Consider the following 20,567-nt stretch of genomic DNA (forward strand, 5'->3'; position numbering starts at 1 on the left):
CTCGTTAGAAATATTCTCGATGGTAATATCCACAAAATGAAGGAAAGATATACCTCCACCATGATTGACACGGGGTACCCGGCAGGCTATCTTTATCACAACAGGCATGAAGGTTAGGTTAGATGCCACCTGGACAGAGGAGTGATTCGCGGATATGTCTTTAAATCGAAATGAGGAGGCGCTGCTGCTGCAGCTGCCGAAGGTTGATCTTCACCTGCATCTGGACGGCTGCGTCAAACCGGGGACGCTGCTGGAGCTTGCCAATGAGCAAGGCGTCTCCCTGCCTGCCGCCGATCCGGAGGGACTGCTGCCGTATATGCAGGTTGATGACGATTGTGACAGCTTGGTCACGTATTTGAGCAAATTCGATTTTGTGCTGCCATTGCTGCAGACGCCCGAAGCGCTTGAACGTGTCGCTTATGAAGTCGTGGAGCAATGCGCGGAGCAGAATTGCAAATACGTTGAGGTTCGGTTTGGACCCCAGCTGCATCGGATCGGCGGCTTATCCGCATCAGAGGTCATTGCCCATGTTATTAAAGGGCTGCAGCGGGGAGAAAAAGATTTCGGTGTCATTGCCCAAGCGATCGCCATCTGCATGCGGCATCAGGGCATCCAGGAAAACCTGGAGGTCATTGAAGCTGCATCGCAATTCACAGGCAAGGGATTGGCTGCAGTCGATCTGGCCGGGGATGAAGCCAATTATCCGGCAGAGCTTTTCCGCCAAGTGTTCGAATTGGCTCAGGAGCGGGGCATCCCGGTCACGATTCATGCGGGTGAAGCAGCAGGACCGGGCAACATTCAAGAAGCCATAACAAAACTGGGAGCGACTCGGATCGGCCATGGCGTCCGCATGAGAGAAAGCGCTGAGGTTATGGAGCTGGTGCGCCGGCAAGGGATCGTGCTGGAGATGTGTCCGATCAGCAATATCCAGACGAAAGCGGTCAGCAGCTGGGACGCTTACCCGATCCGGGATTATTACGATCAAGGGTATCTGATCACCGTGAATACGGATAACCCTACAGTATCCGGTACGACGATTACGAAGGAATACCATGTGTTAATGGAGAAATTCAATTTCACATTGCAGGAAATTGCTGCGATCATCCTAAACGGAGTGGATGCGGCCCTGCTCGATGAGCAGAGAAAACAGGCAATGAGACAAGAGTTTCAGCGCAAATTCGCTGAATTGGAGATCTAATACGGCAGATGAAGAAAAAAATAAGCCGATGAGATAAGTCCGCTTGTGGCGGATAGATCTCATCGGCTTATTTTATGTTAAAGCCTTAGGCTTGTTTGGATGCTTCGATCTCGATGGACACTTTTACTTCGTCTCCGATCAATACGCCGCCAGTTTCCAATACAGCGTTGTATGTCAAGCCGTAATCGCTGCGTTTGATCGCGCCGTTACCGCTGAATCCAACTTTTTCATTACCCCATGGGTCTTTGCCTGCTCCTTCAAAGGAAACAGAGAACGACTCGGAACGCGTAACGCCGTTCAGGTTCAAATCGCCGGTTACGGTATATTCGCCATCACCTTTTTTGGAGATGCTGGTGGATTTGAATGTCATTTTTGGTTTGTTCTCTACATCAAAGAAATCAGCGGATCTCAGATGTCCGTCACGATCGTTGTTACGCGTGTCAACACTTGCAAGATCAATGCTGAACGAAATGTCAGCAGTTGTCAGATCAGTTGGATCTGCATCGATTTCTGCTTCGAAATTGTGGAACGTACCTTTTACTTTTGCGATCATCATGTGTTTGATTGTGAAATCAACACTGCTGTGGCTTGGGTCTACTACCCATTTTGCTTTAGACATTATAAAGTCCTCCCATTAACTAACTTAATATTATGTTCTTTAATTTATATAGTTACAAACATAGTGTAATAGGTTTATTCTACTTTGTCAATACTTACCTAAAAATAAAAAATCGATCGAAATCCGGACAACGTCCCGATTCCAACCGACTATGGATAAAAGCCCGTTTAATTTGGTTTCCATCGCAGCACCTCATCAGGGTCCGCCAGTAATTTGCCGTAATACCGCCTGGAGCGGAAGTTGTGAATTTCCTGGCAAGCGAGCATCATATTGTGCATGATGCTCTCCTGTGGCTGCCCGGTTGGATGCCAATACAGAATAAACCATGCGAAAGGGATATTAGTTTAACTTGATCGACTTTTTATACAAGGGGTAGAACCATTTGATCCCGCTTGGCGTTAAGGTATCGGCAAGGAGATGCGATGCGTAACCGGCGGTTGCGACCATCATAATCCCCTCGATTCGCAGATGATTCTCCAATCCCGCTCCGATGGCCCCCCATAATATAACCGCCCAGATCGTGTGGGACATTCCTCTGTGCTTTAACCAAGGGACCCAAGCGACAAACAGCCCAAAGCCCATCAACCAGTTCAGTCCCGACTGCAGTCCCGTGTATAGGAAACCGATGCCGATCACGCTGACCAGCGCATTGCGGACGACGCCTTCTTTCGTCACCATGCCCAGGATCGCGATCATGACTGCGATGCTTGTGAGCTCAGGGTATACATTGCCCTCTGTAAAATAAAAATAACCGATACTTGCAAGCATAAGGATGCCTATCCATAACCCCAGCTCCCGAAGCAGCTTGGAAACCTTTCCTAATCCGCTGCTTAGCAGGCTTGGGCCATCCAGATCCGCAGCCAGAGCAGAAAAGCCTGCTACCGACATATACATGGCCGCATTCGTGAGGCTGAATGGATAAACGGCTGCTGCTGCTCCTCCGATGATAACGCCAATGGCGAAATGTGTAGAACCTTTCATAGCTCCTCCGATGACTGTTAAAGTAGTAAGTGAGAGTGACTGGGAATCATATCAGGCAATAGCAGGAAAGCAAACATATGTTTGCCATTGTTATTATACTGATTTAATTCCCGGCTTACAACCTCGGAGAAGCTTAAGGAACAAAAATAGTCGGCAGGAGCTCCGTTAACCTAACTGCCCTTTCTTGCTGCGGCTGCTCTTGGAATCATACAATCCGTGGTAGAAGCCCCGCTGCCTAAGCAGCGATTCATGCGTGCCGCGCTCAATGATTTTGCCGTCCTCCAGCACGATAATCTGGTCAGCTCTCCGGATCGTGTTGAGCCGGTGGGCAATAACGATATTCGTCCGGCCTTTCATCAAGCGGTACAGCGCCTCCTGAATTTTAATCTCAGTAATCGTATCGATACTGCTCGTCGCCTCATCGAGAATCAGAATGGAAGGGTCCGCCAGAATCGCGCGTGCGATTGACAGAAGCTGCTTCTGCCCTTGGCTGATACCGCCGCCGTCCTGGCTAAGGACGGTGTCGTACTGTTTAGGCAGCTTCATAATAAAGGCATGTGCGTTGGCCAATCGGGCCGCTTGTTCCACTTCCTCGTCCGAAGCCTCCAGCTTGCCGTACCGGATGTTTTCCCGGATCGTATCCTGAAAAAGAAAGGTATCCTGCAGCACAAACCCCATATGCTGGCGGAGGCTGTGCCGTTTGATCCGGCAAATGTCCTGTCCATCAACCCGAATCTGGCCGCCGCTCGGCTCGTAGAAGCGCGACAACAGCTGGACAACCGTAGATTTGCCTGCTCCGGTCGGCCCGACAAGCGCCAGCGTCTGACCCGGAGACACGCGCAGATCAATGCCGGAGAGCGTCTGGACATCCTGTTCATAGGAGAAAAAGACGCCCGAGAACTCGATCTCCCCTTTTACCGTTTTCAGCTCGACAGCGCGCTGTTCATCCCCCGCCTCTTCCTCTTCCTCCAGCACTTCGAATACCCGCTCCGCACCTGCAACGGCGGATAGAAACGTATTGAACTGGTTCGCCAGGTCATTGAGCGGGCGTGTGAATTGTCTGGCATATTCGGAGAAGGTAACAATGACGCCGATCGACACCATGTCATTGAGCGCCAGGATCCCGCCTGCCCCTGCAATCACGGCAAAGCACATGTTATTCAGCACATTCATAAGCTTGGGAATAAATCCGGTATACGTTTGCGCCCAATATCCGGCCGTCTTGAGCCGCTCGTTCTTGGCTTCGAATTCAGCAATCACGCGCTTCTCCTGAGAGAACGTCTTCACGACCCGCTGTCCGGACAACGTCTCCTCGACAAAGCCGTTCAGATCGCCCAGATTCCGCTGCTGCTCCTTAAAGAACCGGCCGGTACGTGCGGTAATCCACTTCATGCCGAAGTACATGAGCGGTACGATCGATAGCGTAATCAGCGTCAACCAAGGGCTGAGCCATATCATCATCGCCAGCATCCCGATAAATGTCAGCACACTGGAGAACAATTGAATGAATGAGCTGTTCAGCGTCTGGCTCACATTGTCCATATCATTGGTCAGCCGGCTCATCAGCTCGCCATGCTGCCGTTTGGTGAAATAGGAGATCGGCAGCTTGTGCAATTGACGGAACAGATCCTCCCGCATCGTCGCTACCGTCCGCTGAGCCACCCCGATCATCCAGTAGCTCTGCAGCCACGTCGATAACGAGTACAGCAGATAGCTCCCGGCAATAAGAAAAATAAAAGAGAGCAGCCCACTGCTGTTGCGGGGGACTAAATAGACATCAATGGCGCGGCCTAACAAATAAGGCCCCAGCAGCCCCAACGATGAGCTGATGACCACCATAACGAGCACGGCTGTAAGCAGCCGTTTGTGAACTGATAAATAAGCCCACAGTTTAACGAGCGTCCGCTTCCAATCCTTGACCGAGGATTTTCCCTTTGATCCCCGCATCAGATAGCCACCCCCTCTCCTAGCTGCGATTGTACAATCTGCCTGTACAGCGGGGAGCTGTGCAGCAGCTGCTCATGGCCGCCCTCCGCCAGCACACGCCCCTCTTCCAGCAGAATGATTTTGTCCGCCTCCATCGCGGTGCTGATCTTTTGCGTAATAATTAAGGTCGTGCATTGGTGCTCTTTCAGCGCAGCCAGCAGGTTTGCTTCCGTCTTCGCATCCAGAGCGCTTGTGCTATCGTCAAGCAGAAGCAAATTCGGCTTACGGATGAGTGCCCTTGCCACGGAGAGACGCTGCTTTTGTCCGCCCGAGAGGTTGACCCCCTTCTGCCCGATCACCGTATCGTACTGCTTCGGCAGCTTCATAATCGTCTCGTGGATTTGCGCACGCCTTGCGGCCTCGATCATTTCGTCCTCCGAAGCCCGTTCATTTCCCCAGCGAATGTTTTCTCGCACTGTACCTGTGAACAGCAGCGCTTCCTGAGGCACGAATCCGATACCCATGCGCAGCGACTCCAGCGGGAAATAACGAATATCCGCATCATCCAGCTTAATAGTACCGCCGTTCACATCATATAGCCGGGGGATGAGCTGGAACAGCGTTGATTTTCCTGCGCCGGTGGCCCCCATAATCGCCAATGTCTCACCTGGCTGTACCGTAAAAGAGACGGATCCCAGAACAGGCGTATCTGTATCCGGATAGCAGAACGATACGTTCTCAAATGATAATTTGCCTGTTTTCACGCAAAGGTCCCCGTTAACTTCGTCCGAGTCGACGATATCCACCTTCGTATCCAGTACGGCCGCGAGCCGTTGGCCGGAAGCCTTGGCTCTGGAGACGCTGGTCAAGATTAATGAAACAACGGAGAACGCCCCCGTAATCCTCAGCGTATAATTGACGATCGCGACGATCTCGCCAACTTCCGCACTGTCTGAACCGATCGCCCTATTGCCAGACCATAGAATATATAAAATGCTTAAATTCATCACAAGCAGCAGCAAAGGCAGCGTCAGCTCGACAAGCCGCAGGGCGGCGATCATGCGGTCCATCAGATCGTCGTTAGCCTTTGTAAATCGCCTGACCTCATGCCCGAAACGCACAAACGCCTTAATAAGCCTCATTCCGATCAGGCTTTCCCGAAGTACTCCGTTAGTTGTATCCAGCCTCTCCTGTACGAGGCGGAACAAGGTGAAGCCTTTGTTCATGATCCACAGCAAAAATACAAGCAAAACCGGCGTCACCAGCACCAATACCAGTGCCAGCTTCGCATTGACAATCAAAGCCATGACCAACCCGCCAAGCATAAGCAATGGAGCTCTCATCAAGATGCGCAGGCCCATAAAGATAATGTTCTGAAGCTGGTTGACGTCGCTTGTTAATCTCGTAATAAGCGTGGAAGCCGGAAATTTATTGAAGTTAGCGAATGAAAACGTCTGGATCTTCCCGAACACATGTTTGCGAAGGTCAAAACCAAAGCTCTGGCTAACATGCGCGGCAAAAAAGGAGTTGACGATCCCTGCGGCAAATCCGATCAGCGCCAGCACAACCATGATACCACCCCACCGCAGCACGGCAGAAAGATCTTCCCCGATAATTCCATCATCAATGATATGAGCCATTAAAAGCGGATGCCACAGCTCCACGACCAGTTCAGTCAGCATCAGTGAAAGCGCTATTACAATTGACAGCTTATAGGACTTGAGATAAGAAAATACTTTTAGCATGAATAAGCCTCCGAATAGTGGCATGATTGCAATCTCCACGCTTAAGTATAAACCTTTATACCAAATGATGGAAGATGACTCCGTATGAAACGAATGCTTTCGGGGAAATTTAACCCATGCTCACAGGGAAAAAATTCAATACATGGGGTGCCCGCCGCAAGTTAGGGTAATCTCTTATCATAAGCATAATTAAGGTCTGAAAAGGAGGAATGAGTCATGGATTATCGGATCGAAAAAGACACGCTTGGCGAAATAAAGGTACCGGCAGATAAATTGTGGGCCGCGCAAACGCAGCGGAGCTTGGAAAACTTCCGAATCGGCGAGGACCGGATGCCAATCTCCGTCATCCGCATGTTCGCCCTGCTTAAACGCAGCGCAGCTATTGTGAATCAAAAGCTCGGAAAGCTCAGTGAAGACAAGACAGGCGCCATCGTCAAGGCCTGCGACGAGATCATGACCGGAAAATGGAATGCGCACTTCCCGCTCGTCGTATGGCAAACGGGAAGCGGCACCCAATCGAATATGAATGTCAACGAGGTGGTCGCTTCGCGTGCCAATCATCTGCTGGAAGAGCAGGGGAGCCAGGAGCGGGTCCACCCCAATGACGATGTAAACAAATCGCAAAGCTCCAACGACACGTTTCCAACGGCGATGCACATGGCTGCCCTGACCGCAGTTGAAGACCAGCTCCTCCCTGCGATAGCCGTATTGAAGAGCACGCTGCTGGAGAAGAGCAGTCATTTTCAAGATATCATCAAGATCGGCAGAACGCATCTGCAGGATGCCACTCCGTTAACGCTGGGCCAGGAGATCAGCGGCTGGCACCGGATGCTGGAGAAGACGGAGACGATGATTCGCAGCAGCTCGGACGCATTAAGAGAGCTTGCCATCGGCGGAACAGCTGTCGGAACAGGCATCAATGCCCCTCCGCGGTTCGGTGAGATGATCGCAGAAGAAATCACTGCGCAGACCGGAAAGCCCTTCACCTCCGCCGCCAACAAATTTCACGCCCTGACCAGCCATGATGAGCTCGTATACGTGCATGGAGCACTCAAAGCGCTCGCAGCAGACCTGATGAAAATTGCCAACGACGTCCGCTGGCTTGCCAGCGGTCCGCGCTGCGGGATCGGCGAGCTCACCATTCCGGCCAATGAACCGGGCAGCTCGATCATGCCGGGCAAGGTCAACCCGACGCAAAGCGAGGCACTGACGATGGTGGTCTGTCAGGTGATGGGCAATGACGCGGCGATTGGCTTTGCCGCCAGTCAGGGCAATTTTGAGCTGAATGTGTTCAAACCCGTCATCATCTACAACTTCCTGCACTCGGCAAGGCTGCTCGCTGATGCGATTCATTCCTTCAATGACAACTGTGCGGTTGGCATTGAGCCGAATTTGTCCGTTATTCAGGACAATCTGAACCGTTCCCTGATGCTTGTGACCGCATTAAATCCTCATATCGGCTATGAGAATGCCGCCGCAGTTGCAAAAACGGCCCACAAGGAAGGTATAACGCTGAAGGAAGCTGCGCTTAAGAGCGGTCTGCTGACGGAGGAGCAGTTCGACCGGGTCGTGCGGCCGGAGCAGATGGTTCTCCCGCAGGAATCCTAACCCTCTATAAGAGCTTGTCGATAAACCCGAGTGATGAGAATTGGAACTTGTTTGGGGCGGGGTATGTTAGAACAGAAAGAAGATCGCCAACCACCCGGCCAAGCAGGCCGGGTAAGGCGATCTTCTCGCTTCTTGTATGAGAAGTCACTTCAGAGCTTTGTCAGCAAGGTTCTCGGATAATGGACGGTTCTCATACGCGTGACAATTCCCTTTCTTGTGATTTCGTAATGCCGACGATCAACTGGCTTGTGTGTACGCCATCCCCTGGTTTTACATACACCGAAGCAACGATGCCTTCGCATGGGGCCGGCTCTGAAAATTCCATCTTCATGCTCTCCACAATAATAAGCGGCTCACCCTTCTTCACCTGTTGACCCGGGCTTACAAGCACTTTCCATACGCTGCCCGGCATGGAACAGCGCACAGCATCCACGCCCTCAGGCAGTTCATCCTCTTCTGCCGCTTTTCCGGCTTCATGCTCCGATACATACTCGGCAAGCCCAAGCTTTTTCCAGCTATCCCGCTCAGCCCGGAATGCCTCCTGCTGCTGGTTTCGGAAGTCCTCCGCGCTGTCTTCAATGGATGCAAGGAATTGCAAATACTCGCCCAGGTCGAAGGTCGTTTCCGTAATATCGGCCTCGAATCGGCCCCTAAGGAAATCTTCGCGCAGCTTCAGCAGCTCGTCCGCATCCACCGGATAAAACTGAATTTGGTCGAAAAAGCGCAGTAGCCATGGTTGGCCGGGTTTGAAACTCTCCGTCGAACGCAGCCGATTCCACATCTGGATCGTGCGGCCGACAAACTGGTACCCGCCTGGCCCTTCCATTCCATAGATGCACATATAGGCACCGCCAATGCCGACCGCATTCTCAGGTGTCCATGTGCGGGCAGGATTGTATTTTGTCGTCACCAGCCGGTGCCTTGGATCAATCGGAGTCGCCACAGGAGCACCCAGATATACATCGCCCAAGCCAAGCACCAGGTAGCTGGCATTGAATACGATCTGCTGCACGTCATCAATACTGCTCAGCCCGTTGACCCTTCTAATAAACTCCAGATTGCTCGGGCACCACGGGGCGTCTGGGCGGACATTCTGCTGATAGCGCTCGATGGCTAGCTGTGTCGCCGGATCGTCCCATGACAGCGGCAGACGGACAACCCTTGAAGGCACCCGGATGGATTCCAAAGGCGGCAATTGGCTGTCCAATGCCAGAATTCTCCGGCATGCCTCCTGCATCGCAATTTGCGTTCGATCAATATGGACCTGCAGAGAGCGGATACCTGGCGTTAAATCCAGGACAGGAATGTCACCCTTCTCCTCAATCGCTTGCATGAGCGCTTGGACCTGAAAGCGAAGAAGCAGGTCCAGCTCCATGGCGCCGTACTCCACCAATAAATTTTCATCTCCGCTGCACCGTATTGTAATTGGAAATCTGCGATTATGCTCCTCTCGAACGAGCAAAGGATAATCCGGTGTCAGCTTCGTATCCGATGACGGAAGCTGCATCGCTGCATGCTCCGCTTGCCCGGCTTCGCCAAGCGAGGAAAGAAATTGTTCCTGCATACGGCGCAATTCGTCCGCTTCCTGCAGAGTAAGCAGCTGGAAGCGCACCGTATCGCCGGAATGCAGCTGGCCGAGCTTCCAAAACTCCGCAGATGCCGTTGTTACCGGGCATACGAATCCGCCCAGGCTCGGACCGTCCGGTCCAAGCAGAATCGGCATATCTCCTGTCAGGTCAAGCGTGCCGATGGCATAAGCATTGTCATGGATATTTGAAGGATGCAAACCCGCTTCCCCGCCATCCTCACGCGTCCAGTGCGGTGCAGGGCCAATCAAGCGAACGCCCGTACGCGAGCTGTTGTAATGCACTTCCCAGCTCGTATCCGTCAGTTGGGTTAAATAGTCCGGCTGTAAAAACTCCTCTGTACAATGCGGGCCTGGAATGACGCCGATTGTCCATGTACGGGACATTGCGGGTCTCTGTGCCTGTGCCAGCCCGGTCACGCCGGGAGCAACCCGCCCTTTGTTTACCGCAAGCACATCACCGGTCCGCAGCGCACGCCCGCCATGGCCGCCAAATCCGCCCAGCGTAAAGGTAGCCGAGCTCCCAAGAATATGCGGCATGTCAAATCCGCCTGCCACAAGCAGGTAAGCGCGCATCCCTTCCTTCGCTTCGCCGAAGCTCAATACCTGGCCCCTGCTTGCGAAGATCGGCGTATACCGGTCGACCAAGACATCATCCAGTGCGGCCTGCATATCCGCGCCGGTGATGCAGATCCACATATCATCGCGAAGACGGTAGGAGCCGCCGCGCAATGTCAGCTCAAGGCCGGATGCGCTGTCTTCGTTGCCAAGCAGCTTGTTGCCCGTCCGGAACGCCAGCGGATCCATCGGGCCGCACGGCGGAACGCCCACATCCCAATGTCCGATTCGGCCGGGCCAGTCCTGTACCGTTGTCTGCACGCCGCCGTCAAGCACCTCCAGCGCATGCTCAGCAGGTTCGAAGCCGTTTAACAATTGCGTATATACATTGCCTTCCCGGCAATTCTCTCCATCAAGCAGCGCCTGCAAATAGTGCAGGTTCGTTGTAATCCCGTACAAACGCGTCTGCTCAAGCGCATGAATCAATTGATCTATGGCATCGGTTCGGTTGTCCGCATGCACGATAATTTTTGCGAGCATCGGATCATAGAGCGTCGTTACCGTAATGCCGTCCCGCACCCAGGTTTCGATTCGCGCCTGATCCGAGAATACCGCGCGGTCCAGCTGCCCCGCGCTCGGACGGAAGTTCTGCAGGCAGTCCTCCGCATAGATGCGCGCTTGGATGCTGTGCCCCTTCGGCTCCCGCACAAGCGCGTCCAGTCCGCGCAGTTCACCCGCCGCTTCGCGCACCATCCATTCCACGAGATCAATGCCCAGCACCTCTTCGGTTACACCGTGCTCGACTTGAAGTCTCGTATTGACCTCCAGAAAATAAAATGCGCAGGATTCCGGGTCATACAAATATTCCACCGTGCCCGCGCTGCGGTAGCCCGCCTCGGCAGCCAGCCGCTTCGCGGATTCCAGCATTTCCGCACGCACTTCAGCGGGCAGGTTAGGCGCAGGGCTCTCTTCAATGACCTTCTGATTGCGGCGTTGGATCGAACAATCCCGCTCTCCTAAAGCAACCACTTCACCATATCCGTTACCAAAGATCTGCACCTCGACATGGCGCGCCTTTGCGATGTATTTCTCTAGGAACAGACTGCCGTTCTTGAAGTTCGTCTCGGCAAGATGGCGTACGCCGTCATAGGCGGAACGCAGCGTGCGCTCGTCTTCACAGACACGCATGCCGATGCCGCCGCCTCCTGCCGTGCTTTTCAGAATGACGGGATAGCCGATCGCGGCTGCCTCGTTAAAGGCCTCCTCAAGCTCGGTAATCAGAGCCGTTCCCGGCAGCAGAGGCACGCCCGCTTTCTCTGCAAGCTCCCTTGCCGCATGCTTCAAGCCGAACATTTCCATCTGCTCCGGCGTTGGCCCGATGAACACAATGCCGCTCTCGCGGCAGGCGCGCGCGAAATCCGCATTCTCGCTCAAGAAGCCGTAACCGGGATGAATCGCTTGCGCCCCGGTCTCAATCGCCGTCCGAAGGATTAATTCCGCATTGAGATAGCTTTCTTTAGCAGGGCCGTCACCGATCAGGACCGCTTCATCCGCATGGTCCACATGGAGGCTGTCTTGGTCGGCTTGTGTATAGACTGCTACAGATGCGATGCCGAGCTTGCGCAGCGTACGCTCGATACGGACGGCGATTGCGCCCCGGTTAGCGATCAGTACTTTGTTAAACATACGAATCTCTCCTCGTCTCGTGATCTCTCCGGAATCTATTTCTCCCAAATAAGCAGCCGGATCGGTGTCGGGTTATAAGCGTTACAAGGATTGTTCAGCTGTGGGCAGTTGCTGATCAGCACCGTTGTGCGGGCTTTCGACTGCAGCTCCACATAACAGCCTGGCGCGGATACCCCATCGGCAAACGTTAACCCCCCGTCAGATGTGACCGGCACATTCATGAAAAAGTTAATGTTGGGCGCCAAGTCTCTTTTCGAATAAACGCCCTCTCGCTTGGCCAGCTGCAGCATGAACGTGTCGCGGCAGTTGTGCATATGCAGCTTGTCATGCGAATACCGCACGGTATTGCTTTGCGCCGAGCAGGATCCGCCCACTGTATCATGGCGTCCGCATGTATCGGCAACAATGGTCAGCAGCTCTTTGCCCGACTCAGACCGCAGCACCGATCCGGTTGTCAGGTAAATGTTGCTTTGGCCGGTGATCGTTGCAACTGCGCTATAGTGGTCTTCCGGATTGTCCGCATCGTAGAACAGCGTGTCCGCGGCTTGGTTGCCTTCGACATCGATAATGCGAAGCACCTGGCCCGGCTCCAGATCATAGATCCAGCCGTCTCCTGCGGGAATGATCACGTCATATATGGCATCCTCTATACTGCGGGGACTTTCAATCCGATTAAATACAGCCATCATGCACCCTCCTCAAGGTAATATAAAGTAATACTAAGCAATACCAAAGAAATGCATTAAATCTTCCCTCATTCACTGATTCTTTTCTTTCAGATCCCCAACAGAGTGTGGTACTCCCATGTATTCTCGAAAGCGCGCCGGTTCTCCGGCCGGTAGTTCACGCAATAATCCAGCGCATCTACTGGCGCTGCGGACAGTATCTCGAGCTTGAACGGCACCGATGGATAGACTGTCCTGGGATCAAGCGGATGCGGCGTGTTGGACAACACCAGCAGTACATCCATCTCTGTGCGCAGCGTAACGGTTGCGCCCTCCGGGCAATGCGCCGGATCAAAATGCATATTCCCTGCATCATCGCAAAACACTTTGGAAAATAAATTAACAGCTGGCATTAAATCACGTTTCCCCAAGCCGTTCCTTACGAGCTCCACCGTAAAATTTTCTTCGCCGCTGTGCAGCCAATCGTTCCGCAGCTCCTGATAGCTCGTTTTGCCATATTTAGCGTCTGTGGCAGCGCGGGTCGTGCTGCCACAGATCGGATCATGCCAGCCAAGGCTGTCCTCTACGAAACTTGCGAGCGCACGGCCGTTGTCGCTCATCAGCACATTCCCTTTCGTCAGATGCGAGGTATGCTGTGCCTTGAGCGTATCCGGCATATTGTAGCGCTCGGTCAAATCCTTGGCGTTGTACATCAGCATCGCGATATTGGCCCCTTCACCGAGCGCTGTAAAACGAAGCAGCTTGCCCCTGCCAATCTGCCCTGACCATTTGCCGCCTGGACGGATCGTTGTACTCCATATGTTGTTCATCATGTAACCCTCCCGAATCTAATTTAAAAAACAAAAAGCCGGGGAGTAATCTCCCAGGCTTTTATCCTTCCGTGTGATACAGTTCACGCCGCTGCTGCTGACGCCTCCTGTACGCCGTCTCTTGGACCAGACCTGATTGCAATGGGCAAGCCTCCTGTTACAACTCGCCTCACTGCCGTCAACGGAACCCTAGACAGCTTTTATTGTTCTCAATCGATTGCTGATGAGAACCCCTATTTTCCTGTCAAGTAATCTAACGTTAATCGTAGTATAGTGTGAATAAAGGAAAGTTGTCAATAATTATGTCAGGTATTATTACATAATAATTATAAAAACCCGCCTGGCGGACATCACGTCTGCCAAGCGGGCCATTTCCCTTCATCAGGAGACCGTCTGCATCGTCCCCTGCTGCAGCTGATACATCCCGAAATATTTGCCGCGCAGCTCCATCAGCTGCTCATGGTTGCCCCGCTCTACAATTTGTCCGCGGTCGAGCACAAGAATCTGATCCGCCTGGCGGATCGTCGACAGCCGGTGCGCAATGACAAATGTCGTGCGCCCTTGCTTCAGCACATCAAGCGCCGCCTGAATGATCGCTTCCGTCTCCGTATCAATGCTCGCCGTTGCCTCGTCAAGAATGAGAATGGCCGGATCATACGCGAGCGCCCGCGCAAATGAGATTAACTGCCGCTGCCCTGACGACAGCGTGCTTCCTTTCTCAATGACCGGCGCATCGATGCCGTCCGGCATGCTCATGAACATGTTATACGCGCCCACATCACGCAGCGCCTGCTCCACCTGCTGCCGGCTGATTGCCGGATTATTCAAGCTGATATTCGAGGCGATGGTGCCCGTGAACAGGAACGGATCCTGCAGCACAATGCCCATATGCTGGCGCAGCTGCTGCTTTGGAATTTCCTTAATATCCTTGCCATCGACCGTAATCCGCCCATGCTGAATATCATAGAACCGAAACAGCAGATTGAGAATGGAGCTTTTACCGGAACCGGTATGCCCGACCAGTGCTACCGTATCCCCCTGCGCTGCTTGAAATGAAATGTTTTTCAACACATTCTCTTCTTTCTTATAAGCGAAGGTCACGTTCTCGAAGGCCACTTCGCCTTTGTACCGCTGCATCGTGCCCGTATCGACCTCCGTGCCTTCCTGATCCATCAGCTTGAATACCCGGTTCGCGGATACCCGTGCTGTCTCGAGGTTAGAGAGCTGGTTCACAACGCCTACGATCGGCTGGAACATCCGGTTCATATAGTCCACGAAGGCATACAGCACGCCAACTGTCACTGCAGTCCCCAGCCAGTCGCCCCAGAACAGCCAGATCACGACCAGGAAAATGATGTTCCGGATCACGTTCACCAGATTGTGGGAGGTGATCGAATTCAAGTTGAGCAGCTTATTCTGATACGTAAAATATTGCTCGTTCAATCCCTCGAATTCCTTCATCGTCTCCCTCTCGCGGCGGAATGCCCGAATGATCGGCATCCCTTGGATCGTTTCATTAATCATGCCGTTAATATCGCTGAGCTTGGTTCGGATAATTTCGTTATAACGCGCAGCGAACCTGCGGTACACCTTCACCCAGATGATCAGAATCGGCACAAGCGGCAGCGCGATGAGCGCCAGCCGGTAATCGAGCAGGAACAACGCGCCCAAGATTGCCGCCATATAGACGATTGCCGAGAAAAAGTTGGCCAGCACCGATACGTACAGCTCACGGATCGCTTCCGTATCATTCGTGATCCGTGAGACGACCTGGCCGGCTGACAGGTTATCATAATACTGAACCGGCAGCCGCTGTGTGTGGGCAAATACATCATTGCGCATCTTCTGCACAATCCGGTTCGCCGACGTTTGCAGCATCAACCGCTGCCCATAGGTAAACAGCGCAGCCAGCACGAGCAGGCCGAAGTAGAGCAGGGCCATCGTCAGCAAGCCCGGCAGCTCAGGTGCATAGAATTTATACAGCTCGCTGGAGGTCAGCCGCGTTACCGGATAAGATAACGTTTCCGATGTATCCGTGTTGGTCACAGTCAGCAAACCATCCGTTACCTCCCGCCTTCCGTCAAATGCCAATTCCCCATCCAGCCAATAGAAGCTGCGTCCGACCTGTAGCACCCTGGCCTCTTGCCCCCGCGCTTCACCTTCGGTAAAATGGTCTTCCCGTTTGTACCATTGCCCTTCATGGGAGACGGCATAGCGATCTTCACCGGCCGTCTCGTACCATTTCTTCTCGATCCCGAGAATATTGTCATCGATCATCTTTTTCGCGATGAATGGACCTGCCAGCTCTGTACATACCGCCAGCACGAGAAACACCAGCGCGATCAGGATCGTTTTTTTATACAGCATTGCATATTGATATAATCGTTTGCCTGTCTGTCCCATTGGTTCCAACACCTCAATTTTTTCCTTACGATTCCGTAAGCGATTCCAGCTGCTGGCGGTCGAACTGCTCTTTGTACCAGCCCCCTTGCTTCAACAGCTGTTCATGCTTGCCTTGCTCTACAATGCGTCCCTCGTCCAGCACGATTATCCAATCGGCATGCTGTACCGCAGACAACCGGTGCGTCGTAATGAGCGTTGTCTTGCCTGCCCGCTCCGTCCGGATGCCTTCGATGATCTCCGCCTCGGTCTTCGCGTCAACGGCTGACAGCGCATCATCGAGCAGTAAAATATCGGGATTCCCAATCAGCGCCCGCGCAATGCTTACCCGCTGCTTCTGGCCGCCGGAGAGCGCCACTCCTCGCTCGCCAACCATTGTATCAAGGCCATCCGGGAGCATCTGGATATCCTTGGAGAATGCCGCTCGGTCAAGCGCGCGCTGCAGATCCTCCTCCGAGCCGTCCGACAATCCGAAGAAAATATTGTCCCGGATCGATCTGGAGAACAGCACCGGCGACTGCGGCACATAGCCGATCCAACCGAGGAGCTGATGCAGCTCCATCTGCTCTATCGATACGCCTGAGATGGAAATCTCCCCTGTCCCATGCGGGTATTCGCGCAGCAGCTGTTTGAGCAATGTCGTCTTGCCGCTTCCCGTCCGTCCGACAACGCCCAGTGTCTGCCCCTTATGCAGCGTAAACGAGATATTTGTCAGGTTATCCGCTTGGGAAGACGGGTACCGGAAGGTGACCTGTTCGAACTTCAGCGTTCCCGGCTCCACTACCGCTACAGGATTGGCCGCTTCCTTCACATCTTGACGATAGCCCAGCGATTCATTCACCCGGTCAAGCGAAGCGTTGCCCCGCTGCATAATATTGATCAATTCGCCGATCGCAAACATCGGCCAGATCAGCATCCCAAGAAACACGTTGAACGATACCAGCTCGCCCAGCGTAATTTCGTTATGGAACACCAGGTAAGCACCGTAACATAAGCCGATCAAGTAGCTTAGCCCGACAAGAATTTTAATCGTCGGCTCAAATAACGAATCAATGCGCGCAACGGCGATATTTTTATCGAATACCTCGCCTGTTTTGGCACGAAACTGTTCCTTGCTTGCCCCTTCCTGGACGAATGCACGGATAACCCTTACGCCGGATACCGACTCCAGCACCTGATCATTCAACTCGCCGAACGCATCCTGGGCATCCGTGAACCTGTCATGAAGCTTCTTCCCGTAATGCTTCATTGCCAGCGCGATAAAGGGTAGCGGCAGCAGCGCCGCAAGCGTCAGCTTCCAGCTGATCAGACCGGCCATCACGATGAGAATCGTGACCATGAATAAGCTTGAATCGACCAGGGTCAGAATGCCGAACCCTGCCGTTTGCGAGACGGCGCCAAGGTCATTGGTCGCTCTTGCCATGAGGTCGCCCGTGCGATTGCGTTCGTAGAAGGTCGGAGTCATCTTTAGAAAATGCCGCATCAGCCGCGAACGGAGAATGCGCTCCAGCACGAAGGCCCCGCCAAACAATTTGTAAAACCACACATACGTGATAGCATAACCGATAATAATAATGCCGCCCCAGCCAAGCATCAGCTGGAAAAACCGGGTCGAATCCAGCGTGCCTTGATGAATGCCGTCAATCAAATAGCCAATCAGCCATGGCGGGATGACATCGAGAATTCCCGCAAACACAAGCAAAATGATGGCAACTGCATAACGCTTCCAGTGCATGCCGAAAAACCACTGTAATTTTTTTAGTACCACAAACATATGCCACACCCCCATCTTCCATCCTAACGTCAGCCTCTTCCCAAGAACAGAAAAAACGCACCGCTGCAAACGATGCGCTTTCCTTTCCGCAGCAAGGATCAGTTCGGCTGGCAGCCGCAATCTGTCTTGCCCGGCAAAAAAGGCGCACGGTTACGATAATCGCAACCATGCGCCTCTTTGATTCAGGGAATTTCCATGATCAAAATAGCTGTACGCCCGGATGGATTACGTTCATCTGATTCCATTGTTTTGTTGTTGAATTAAGGCTATTTGTACGATGTTTCATGAAGCGTAATCCTCCTTCCGGTTCATTTATTTGAACTTTACCATCCATTCAAAATTATGTCAATAAGGGTTTCTTGGTCGTATAGTGATCTTTTGCGCTACTCTTCTTTTTCACTCACGTACTCGTTAGGAACATCCTCGCCTTCGGGATTGTTGTTCTTGATTTGGCTTAGACGCCCTCTGCGAAATTCGCCTCCATGCACATCCGACACACTCTGCCCGTTATTATCCGTGTTTTTGTTACGGTTACGGTTATAATTTACATTATTCGCCATGGCGCATCTCCTTTCTTCAATGATTATAGTTTCCCGATTCCCGGCGTTTCCTATACAATGCACAGCACAGCAGGCCAGTTAACAGCAGCCCCCCTGTAAAATCTCACCCGGAGAAAAATAAAAAACCGCACAACGTATAATAAGCCATCCCCTTACCCCATCCTATAAGGATTGGAGGTGAGAACAATGGCACAAGATGTACTATGTGAAGTAAACTCCTGCAAGTACTGGGCAGCAGGAAATAAGTGCAATGCTTCCTCGATTTATGTCGTCAGCCATCGAGGCAAGCATGCGAGCAATTCCGAAGAAACCGACTGCAGAACATTTGAACCAAAAATCTAATCGCCTGAGGCAGCCATAGAGCGGCTGCCTCTTTTCTTGATCGGACTCGGGCTTGGATGCCGCTGCGAAATGATGCTGTGCGCATTAAAAATAACGTCGGGCAGCCGCTAATTGGCCGGCTCATGAAGTAGTATAGCCATCAATGATAATTATTATCACTCATAACAAGAAAATCATCCTTTTTTGCCACCAGTATCTCCACAATAATAAGCAAATACCTGCTCGATCGGCTTAAAATATAAATGGCCGTCTTCCCAAGACTGAAAGTGCAGGTCCATCCTGGAATCATTCCAATCCGCGGGAGTTCCGGACGTTTGCAGCTTTTTAGGCAGGATCGGCTCTTCTGCCACAGCCGGAAACTCCTGATAGCCAAACAGCAGATTCTCATGAATGCCGATGATCTCGTATTTCCCTCCCAGGAAAGCACGTTCCTCCTGCAGCTGGTAATGATAATAAATGTAACTGCCGATCATTTCAGGCCGCAGATGAGCGACTCTGCCAACCCTCCTCTCAACCGGCTGCTTCCGCAGCCAATGCTCGTATCCGGCCGGCTCATTGAAATGAAATACATCTGCCATCTTGACCCACTTCCGTTTCTCGGCTGTGCCGGGCCAATCCGCCAGATAGCTGTTCAGTTCAGGCAGCATCTCAATCGGCGTGATGTCACGAGCAATACATTCGTAATATAAAAAGACATTGCCCCTCCACCGGCTGGCCGTTACGGTCATGATCTCTCCGGAGTCCACAAGTTGCTTAGCCAATCCGCCTTTTTGCATCACGCTCAGGGCAGCGTCTTCGACTCCTTCCCGCAGCTGCGCACGCATCATTACACGTTTCATAATCTCGTCCCTTCGTACAGCTTACCTGAGATAAAGCGCAAGCGGCCATAACTTTTGCGCCCTGATTTCTTCGGTTATAAGCCTGGCAATTTCGATTGCGCCCTGCTCTTGAAAATGAGTATTATCCTGGACGCCCTCGGAGAAATTCGCGAACTCGCCCGGCGCTCCCCACATAAAGATCGATTTCGTGCCTTCTTCACCCAATGCTTCGAACAGCGCCCTGCTGCGGTCCGCCAAATCAATTAACGGCACCTGTTCCTCATAGGCCAGCTTCCTTACCGCTTCCAGATACGCTCCGTGCGTATCGGTCAGCTTCCCTCCTTCGCCGAAAAACCGCCGGTGCACGGAGGTTACCAGCACGGGAATGGCCTGCCGCCCGCGTGCGCCATCAATATACTGTTTTAAGTATTGCGGGTAGGTTGTTGCCGGGTCCGTGTGCCGTTCTTCATCTGTTTTCTGATCATTGTGACCGAATTGGATGAACAGAAAATCGCCGGCCTTGATCTCATCCAGGATCACATCCAGTCTTCCCTCATCAATAAAGCTCTTGGAGCTGCGACCGGACTCCGCATAATTGGCAACGACTACATCGTGCTTCAGAAACATAGGGAGCATCTGTCCCCACCCCGCGTACGGAAAGCCCTCCTCCGATTGATCGGTAACCGTCGAATCTCCAGCAAGGTACAGTGCAACTGCGCCGGGCGCAGGCGTAATTTCAAGCGCATTAATGCGGGGCGCCTGCCCGGAGAACGAGAGCTTGAGCTGGCCGTCACGAACATGGACCGCAAACATGGACCGGACGAATTGTCCGGCAGCTGCCTTCCTGCTGCTGATCATAAGTCTTCCCGCTCCGGCCTTCACCGTCGTGCAAGTCGGGACGACCGCATCGCCCATCAGCGCGGAGACAGTATAGCTTCCATTCGGAACATCTACGATAAAAGAAGTGTGGTAAGGAATACAGAAATCACGGGTGAGACGATCGGACCCTCCCCTATCTCTGGAAGTAACCGCTTCCAGATTTGTGAATCCGTAGCCTCGCGCGGCATCATAACCGCATTCTGCCGTGACCCGCTTATATCCCCTGCCGCTGTCTCCTTCCGGTCCGAAGTTAAATTTCAAATCTGATGACATGCCCGTGTTCCCCCTGTCCTTTTCTGTTTAAATGGCATTCTACCTCCAATCGTAAAACATCTTCACCAGCCTGAACAGTCAGGATTCCGGTGAAGATGTTTAAAAAACCGATATGTTTGT

15 protein-coding genes and 1 riboswitch are annotated in these 20,567 nt (G+C 52.7%); of the genes, 3 read left to right on the plus strand and 12 right to left on the minus strand.

The window, feature by feature from the left end:
• The first annotated feature begins 154 nt into the window (after positions 1-154).
• The gene (gene add / locus IEW11_RS03800; protein ID WP_188529178.1) at positions 155-1,198 is read left to right on the plus strand and encodes an adenosine deaminase; all 1,044 of its coding nucleotides are present in this window, start codon (positions 155-157) and stop codon (positions 1,196-1,198) included.
• An 85-nt stretch (positions 1,199-1,283) separates the two neighbouring features.
• Here add and IEW11_RS03805 read toward each other — a convergent pair whose 3' ends face one another.
• From IEW11_RS03805 to IEW11_RS03820, 4 genes are all read right to left on the minus strand, one after another.
• Positions 1,284-1,817: a YceI family protein gene (locus IEW11_RS03805; protein ID WP_188529180.1), complete on the minus strand. Its 534-nt coding sequence runs from the start codon at positions 1,815-1,817 to the stop codon at positions 1,284-1,286.
• Positions 1,818-2,156: 339 nt separating this feature from the next.
• Complete coding sequence (locus IEW11_RS03810; protein WP_188529182.1) at positions 2,157-2,798, minus strand: metal-dependent hydrolase; 642 nt, start codon at positions 2,796-2,798, stop codon at positions 2,157-2,159.
• Positions 2,799-2,963: 165 nt separating this feature from the next.
• Positions 2,964-4,745 (minus strand): ABC transporter ATP-binding protein, encoded by a 1,782-nt coding sequence (locus IEW11_RS03815; RefSeq protein ID WP_188529184.1) that lies wholly within the window; start codon positions 4,743-4,745, stop codon positions 2,964-2,966.
• On the minus strand, positions 4,745-6,469 hold the full coding sequence (locus IEW11_RS03820; protein ID WP_188529186.1) for an ABC transporter ATP-binding protein: 1,725 nt from the start codon (positions 6,467-6,469) through the stop codon (positions 4,745-4,747). Before IEW11_RS03820 ends, IEW11_RS03815 begins: the two co-directional genes overlap by 1 nt.
• Before the next feature lie 216 nt (positions 6,470-6,685).
• On the opposite strand from IEW11_RS03820, the gene fumC reads away from it, so the two are divergent.
• Positions 6,686-8,077 (plus strand): class II fumarate hydratase, encoded by a 1,392-nt coding sequence (gene fumC, locus IEW11_RS03825; RefSeq protein ID WP_188529188.1) that lies wholly within the window; start codon positions 6,686-6,688, stop codon positions 8,075-8,077.
• A 190-nt stretch (positions 8,078-8,267) separates the two neighbouring features.
• On the opposite strand, the gene uca is transcribed toward fumC, so the two are convergent.
• The 6 genes from uca to IEW11_RS03855 all read right to left on the minus strand — a co-directional run bounded on the left by uca (position 8,268) and on the right by IEW11_RS03855 (position 18,135).
• The gene (gene uca / locus IEW11_RS03830; protein ID WP_188529190.1) at positions 8,268-11,906 is read right to left on the minus strand and encodes an urea carboxylase; all 3,639 of its coding nucleotides are present in this window, start codon (positions 11,904-11,906) and stop codon (positions 8,268-8,270) included.
• Positions 11,907-11,941: 35 nt separating this feature from the next.
• Positions 11,942-12,592 carry an urea amidolyase associated protein UAAP2 gene (locus tag IEW11_RS03835; RefSeq protein WP_188529192.1) on the minus strand — a complete coding sequence of 217 codons (651 nt, stop codon included), beginning with the start codon at positions 12,590-12,592 and terminating at the stop codon, positions 11,942-11,944.
• 89 nt (positions 12,593-12,681) lie between these two features.
• Positions 12,682-13,401: an urea amidolyase associated protein UAAP1 gene (locus tag IEW11_RS03840; RefSeq protein WP_188529194.1), complete on the minus strand. Its 720-nt coding sequence runs from the start codon at positions 13,399-13,401 to the stop codon at positions 12,682-12,684.
• Positions 13,402-13,449: 48 nt separating this feature from the next.
• A riboswitch (guanidine-I (ykkC/yxkD leader) is annotated at positions 13,450-13,605 on the minus strand.
• 177 nt (positions 13,606-13,782) lie between these two features.
• Positions 13,783-15,804 carry an ABC transporter ATP-binding protein gene (locus IEW11_RS03845; protein WP_188529500.1) on the minus strand — a complete coding sequence of 674 codons (2,022 nt, stop codon included), beginning with the start codon at positions 15,802-15,804 and terminating at the stop codon, positions 13,783-13,785.
• 25 nt (positions 15,805-15,829) lie between these two features.
• Positions 15,830-17,575, minus strand: coding sequence for an ABC transporter ATP-binding protein (locus IEW11_RS03850; protein ID WP_188529196.1), 1,746 nt, complete (start codon positions 17,573-17,575; stop codon positions 15,830-15,832).
• A gap of 383 nt (positions 17,576-17,958) precedes the next feature.
• The gene (locus IEW11_RS03855) at positions 17,959-18,135 is read right to left on the minus strand and encodes a hypothetical protein (protein ID WP_188529198.1); all 177 of its coding nucleotides are present in this window, start codon (positions 18,133-18,135) and stop codon (positions 17,959-17,961) included.
• A 186-nt stretch (positions 18,136-18,321) separates the two neighbouring features.
• Here IEW11_RS03855 and IEW11_RS03860 point away from each other — a divergent pair, with 186 nt between their 5' ends.
• On the plus strand, positions 18,322-18,477 hold the full coding sequence (locus IEW11_RS03860) for a DUF1540 domain-containing protein (RefSeq protein ID WP_188529200.1): 156 nt from the start codon (positions 18,322-18,324) through the stop codon (positions 18,475-18,477).
• Between the two features lie 173 nt (positions 18,478-18,650).
• Here the strand turns inward: IEW11_RS03860 and IEW11_RS03865 are convergent, their stop codons facing one another.
• A complete protein-coding gene (locus tag IEW11_RS03865; RefSeq protein WP_188529202.1) occupies positions 18,651-19,316 on the minus strand; it encodes a hypothetical protein in 666 nt (221 codons plus the stop codon).
• A gap of 21 nt (positions 19,317-19,337) precedes the next feature.
• Positions 19,338-20,447, minus strand: a complete 1,110-nt coding sequence (locus IEW11_RS03870) for a rhamnogalacturonan acetylesterase (protein ID WP_188529204.1) — start codon at positions 20,445-20,447, stop codon at positions 19,338-19,340.
• Positions 20,448-20,567 lie beyond the last annotated feature (120 nt).

Origin of the sequence: Paenibacillus abyssi (assembly GCF_014640295.1) — a bacterium.
Lineage (GTDB): Bacteria > Bacillota > Bacilli > Paenibacillales > Paenibacillaceae > Paenibacillus_D > Paenibacillus_D abyssi.

Coding starts and splice junctions, on each gene's coding strand:
- IEW11_RS03840 (WP_188529194.1), bottom strand. CDS start 13,401: ATGAACAACATATGGAGTACAACGATCCGTCCAGGCGGCAAATGGTCA.
- IEW11_RS03850 (WP_188529196.1), bottom strand. CDS start 17,575: ATGTTTGTGGTACTAAAAAAATTACAGTGGTTTTTCGGCATGCACTGG.
- IEW11_RS03835 (WP_188529192.1), bottom strand. CDS start 12,592: ATGGCTGTATTTAATCGGATTGAAAGTCCCCGCAGTATAGAGGATGCC.
- IEW11_RS03820 (WP_188529186.1), bottom strand. CDS start 6,469: ATGCTAAAAGTATTTTCTTATCTCAAGTCCTATAAGCTGTCAATTGTA.
- IEW11_RS03805 (WP_188529180.1), bottom strand. CDS start 1,817: ATGTCTAAAGCAAAATGGGTAGTAGACCCAAGCCACAGCAGTGTTGAT.
- IEW11_RS03855 (WP_188529198.1), bottom strand. CDS start 18,135: ATGGCGAATAATGTAAATTATAACCGTAACCGTAACAAAAACACGGAT.
- IEW11_RS03860 (WP_188529200.1), top strand. CDS start 18,322: ATGGCACAAGATGTACTATGTGAAGTAAACTCCTGCAAGTACTGGGCA.
- add (WP_188529178.1), top strand. CDS start 155: ATGTCTTTAAATCGAAATGAGGAGGCGCTGCTGCTGCAGCTGCCGAAG.
- IEW11_RS03810 (WP_188529182.1), bottom strand. CDS start 2,798: ATGAAAGGTTCTACACATTTCGCCATTGGCGTTATCATCGGAGGAGCA.
- uca (WP_188529190.1), bottom strand. CDS start 11,906: ATGTTTAACAAAGTACTGATCGCTAACCGGGGCGCAATCGCCGTCCGT.
- IEW11_RS03865 (WP_188529202.1), bottom strand. CDS start 19,316: ATGAAACGTGTAATGATGCGTGCGCAGCTGCGGGAAGGAGTCGAAGAC.
- IEW11_RS03815 (WP_188529184.1), bottom strand. CDS start 4,745: ATGCGGGGATCAAAGGGAAAATCCTCGGTCAAGGATTGGAAGCGGACG.
- IEW11_RS03845 (WP_188529500.1), bottom strand. CDS start 15,804: ATGGGACAGACAGGCAAACGATTATATCAATATGCAATGCTGTATAAA.
- fumC (WP_188529188.1), top strand. CDS start 6,686: ATGGATTATCGGATCGAAAAAGACACGCTTGGCGAAATAAAGGTACCG.
- IEW11_RS03870 (WP_188529204.1), bottom strand. CDS start 20,447: ATGTCATCAGATTTGAAATTTAACTTCGGACCGGAAGGAGACAGCGGC.